The organism is Nocardioides ginsengisoli, assembly GCF_039537225.1.
Taxonomy (GTDB): domain Bacteria; phylum Actinomycetota; class Actinomycetes; order Propionibacteriales; family Nocardioidaceae; genus Nocardioides; species Nocardioides ginsengisoli.
This window is the reverse complement of record NZ_BAABAC010000043.1, coordinates 18,780-21,628: the sequence shown is the minus strand read 5'-3', so window position 1 is coordinate 21,628 and position 2,849 is coordinate 18,780. Positions and strand designations below refer to the sequence as shown.

Genomic DNA, 2,849 nt, shown 5'->3' with positions numbered 1-2,849 from the left:
TCCCCGCCGATGATCGACCCGGCAGAAGTTTCTGCCGGGTCGGCGCATTTCGCGAGCCAGTTTGTGCCGGGTCGGCGACCAGCCAGGAGACACCAGGCCCCCCGTATGACCGGCCAGAAGAGACACTCAGGAGGACACGATCCCCACCACCAGATTGATCGTGGTCGCGATGATCGCCGCGCCGAACAGGTACGAGATCAGGCAGTGCCGCAGCACCACCCCGCGGATCGCCGAGCTCTGCACCGCCGTGTCGGAGACCTGGTAGGTCATGCCGAGGTTGTAGCTGAAGTAGAAGAAGTCGCGGAACGCCGGCGGCTCGTCGGTGTTGAAGTCGATCCCGCCGGGGGTGTCGGAGTAGTAGAGGTGCGCGTAGCGGGTGGCGTACATCAGGTGCAGGGCGGCCCAGGCCATCGCGACGCCGGCGAGGGCGAGCGCGGCGGCCAGGTCGCGGCTGCCGCCGTCGCCCCTGACGAGCAGCATCACCACGCCGAGCAGGCCGGCGAGCGCGGCGACCGCGATCAGCGCCTCGTCGGCGGCGGGGCGCAGGTCCTCGCGGGTGACATTGCGCCGGGTGGCGTCGGCGTCGAGTGGCCAGAGCACGATCCACCCGAGGGCCACGTGGACGGCGCCCGTGGTCGCGATGCCGAGCAGGACGCCCAGCTCCACCGACGACAGGACTCCGAGCAGTGCGACGACGACGCCGGCGACCAGCGCCATCACCAGGCGGGGCACCAGGGCGGCGGCCAGCGGCGACGGTCGGTGGATGCGGGAGCGCGCTGCCATGCGGTCAGGCTACTGACGTTCTCTGGTATTGATGCACCATGCTGCTGCGTCGCCTGGAGTACCTCACCGCGCTCGCGCGCGAGGAGCACTTCGGGCGCGCCGCCGAGGCCTGCCACGTCACCCAGCCGGCACTGTCGGCCGGCATCCGCAAGCTCGAGCAGGAGCTCGGCGTCCAGATCGTGCGGCGCGGTCAGCGGTTCGAGGGATTCACGGCCGAGGGGACGCAGGTCCTGCAGTGGGCGCAGCGGATGCTCGCCGAGCGCACGTCCCTCGACCAGACGATCGCCGGCATGCGCGGCGGGCTCACCGGCACCCTGCGGATGGGGGCGATCCCCACCGCGCTGACGGTCGCCTCGCTGCTGACGACGCCGATGCGCGAGGAGCATCCGCGGACCAGCTTCCTGCTGCTGTCGATGTCCTCGCGCGAGATCGTCCGCCGCCTCAACGACTTCGACATCGACGTCGGCATGACGTACGTCGACGGCGAGCCCCTCGGTCGGGTCCGGGTGGTCCCGCTCTACCGCGAGCGCTACGTCTTCCTCACCCCCGCGGACGGCGAGCACGGCGCGCTCGACGCGGTGACCTGGGCCGACGCCGCCCGCTCCGCGCTCTGCCTCCTGACCGGCGACATGCAGAACCGCCGGATCATCGACGGCCACCTCGCCGACACCGGCCTCGACCCGCGGGTCGTCGTCGAGACCGACACCGTCTCGGCCGTCTACGCCCACGTCGCGTCGATGGGGCTGTCGAGCGTCGTCCCGCATGCGTGGCTGCCGTCCTTCGGCGTCCCCGACGGCATCCGGGCGATCCCGCTGCCGAAGCCGCGCCGTACCCATCAGGTCGGGCTGGTCCTCGCCGGCCAGGGCCCCGAGTCCCTGCTCGCGCGGGCGCTCGTCGACACCGCGCGCGGGCTGGATCTCGCGCGCCTGCTGGAGAGAGGTCCCGCATGACCGAGTCCGCGATCGACCGGATGCTCGCCGAGGCGCGCCGCGGCCTGCACCGGCTCACCCCCGTCGAGGCGTACGCCGCGCAGCGCGAGGGCGCCCTGCTCGTCGACGTACGACGCGAGGACCAGCGCGAGCGCTTCGGCGCCCCCGCCGACTCGATCCCGATCGACCTGAGCATCCTCGAGTGGCGGCTCGATCCCGGCAGCCCGTGGCGGATTCCCGCTACCGGACAGGGGATTCGGCTGATCCTCACCTGCCAGGAGGGCTTCAGCTCGTCCCTCGCGGCGTCCCGGCTGCAGGCGCTCGGCCTCGACGCGACCGACGTCGACGGCGGGTTCGCGGCATGGGCCGCGGCGGGTCTGCCGATCGCGCCGGAGCTGCCGCCGCGCGTCTACTGACACCCGGGCGTCAGCGAACGACCTCGCGCAGGGCGCCGTCGATCCGGCGGGTCCAGCCGCGTGCGTCGAGGTGCTCGAGCAGCGGGATGACGGTCCGGCGCGTGGTCGCCAGCGCCTGCCGGGCCTGGCTGGTCGTGAACGGCTGCGGCAGGGCAGCCAGCGCCCGCATCGCCAGCGCCGGTGCGGTCGGCAGCAGCACGATCCCCGAGCCCAGCCGGATCAGCCGGCCCTGCCGCTCGGCCGCGGCGAGCTCGCGCGCACCCAGCCCGAGCGCGGTGAGGTCGTCGGCCTCGGGCGCGGTGAACGGGTCGGCGGCGAGCCGACGCTCGAGCTCGGCGACGGCGTCCTCCGCCGGGCCCAGACCTGCGACCTGGTCGGCGGCGCGTACATAGCCCGACTCCCCCACCAGTCCGGCCTCGCCGACGACCAGGTCGACGAGGTCGTCGGACGGCAGCCCCACCAGGTCGCGGACGGCGCCACGCGAGAGCCCCACCGCCAGCGGGTCGCGCTCGTGGTGGTCGGCGACGGCGCGGACGAGCCGTCGTACCCACCCGGCGCAGGTGGCCGCGTCGACCCACCAGCCGTGCGCGGCCAGGACGCCGTCCGGAGGCGTGTTCTCGGCGCCGAGGAGGCCGAGCTGCCGCAGCCGGTCGACGGGTACGGCGCCCCGGCGGGCCACCTCCGCCCCCAGGTCTCCCCCGGGCGCGGCGGTCGCGAGCGC

At 73.8% G+C, this 2,849-nt stretch carries 4 protein-coding genes; 2 read left to right on the top strand and 2 right to left on the bottom strand.

Annotation, left to right across the window (positions count from 1 at the left end; all coding sequences use genetic code 11):
• Positions 1-126: 126 nt before the first annotated feature.
• Entirely contained in the window at positions 127-783 is a 657-nt protein-coding gene (locus AB4880_RS22640; RefSeq protein ID WP_367921487.1) for a DUF1345 domain-containing protein, read from the bottom strand.
• A 38-nt stretch (positions 784-821) separates the two neighbouring features.
• On the opposite strand from AB4880_RS22640, the gene AB4880_RS22635 reads away from it, so the two are divergent.
• Positions 822-1,733: a LysR family transcriptional regulator gene (locus AB4880_RS22635; protein ID WP_367921486.1), complete on the top strand. Its 912-nt coding sequence runs from the start codon at positions 822-824 to the stop codon at positions 1,731-1,733.
• Entirely contained in the window at positions 1,730-2,128 is a 399-nt protein-coding gene (locus AB4880_RS22630; protein ID WP_367921485.1) for a rhodanese-like domain-containing protein, read from the top strand. Before AB4880_RS22635 ends, AB4880_RS22630 begins: the two co-directional genes overlap by 4 nt.
• A 10-nt stretch (positions 2,129-2,138) precedes the next feature.
• On the opposite strand, the gene AB4880_RS22625 is transcribed toward AB4880_RS22630, so the two are convergent.
• Positions 2,139-2,849: SelB domain-containing protein (locus AB4880_RS22625; protein WP_367921484.1), on the bottom strand; the 711-nt coding region annotated here is incomplete at its 5' end.

Coding starts and splice junctions, on each gene's coding strand:
- AB4880_RS22630 (WP_367921485.1), top strand. CDS start 1,730: ATGACCGAGTCCGCGATCGACCGGATGCTCGCCGAGGCGCGCCGCGGC.
- AB4880_RS22640 (WP_367921487.1), bottom strand. CDS start 783: ATGGCAGCGCGCTCCCGCATCCACCGACCGTCGCCGCTGGCCGCCGCC.
- AB4880_RS22635 (WP_367921486.1), top strand. CDS start 822: ATGCTGCTGCGTCGCCTGGAGTACCTCACCGCGCTCGCGCGCGAGGAG.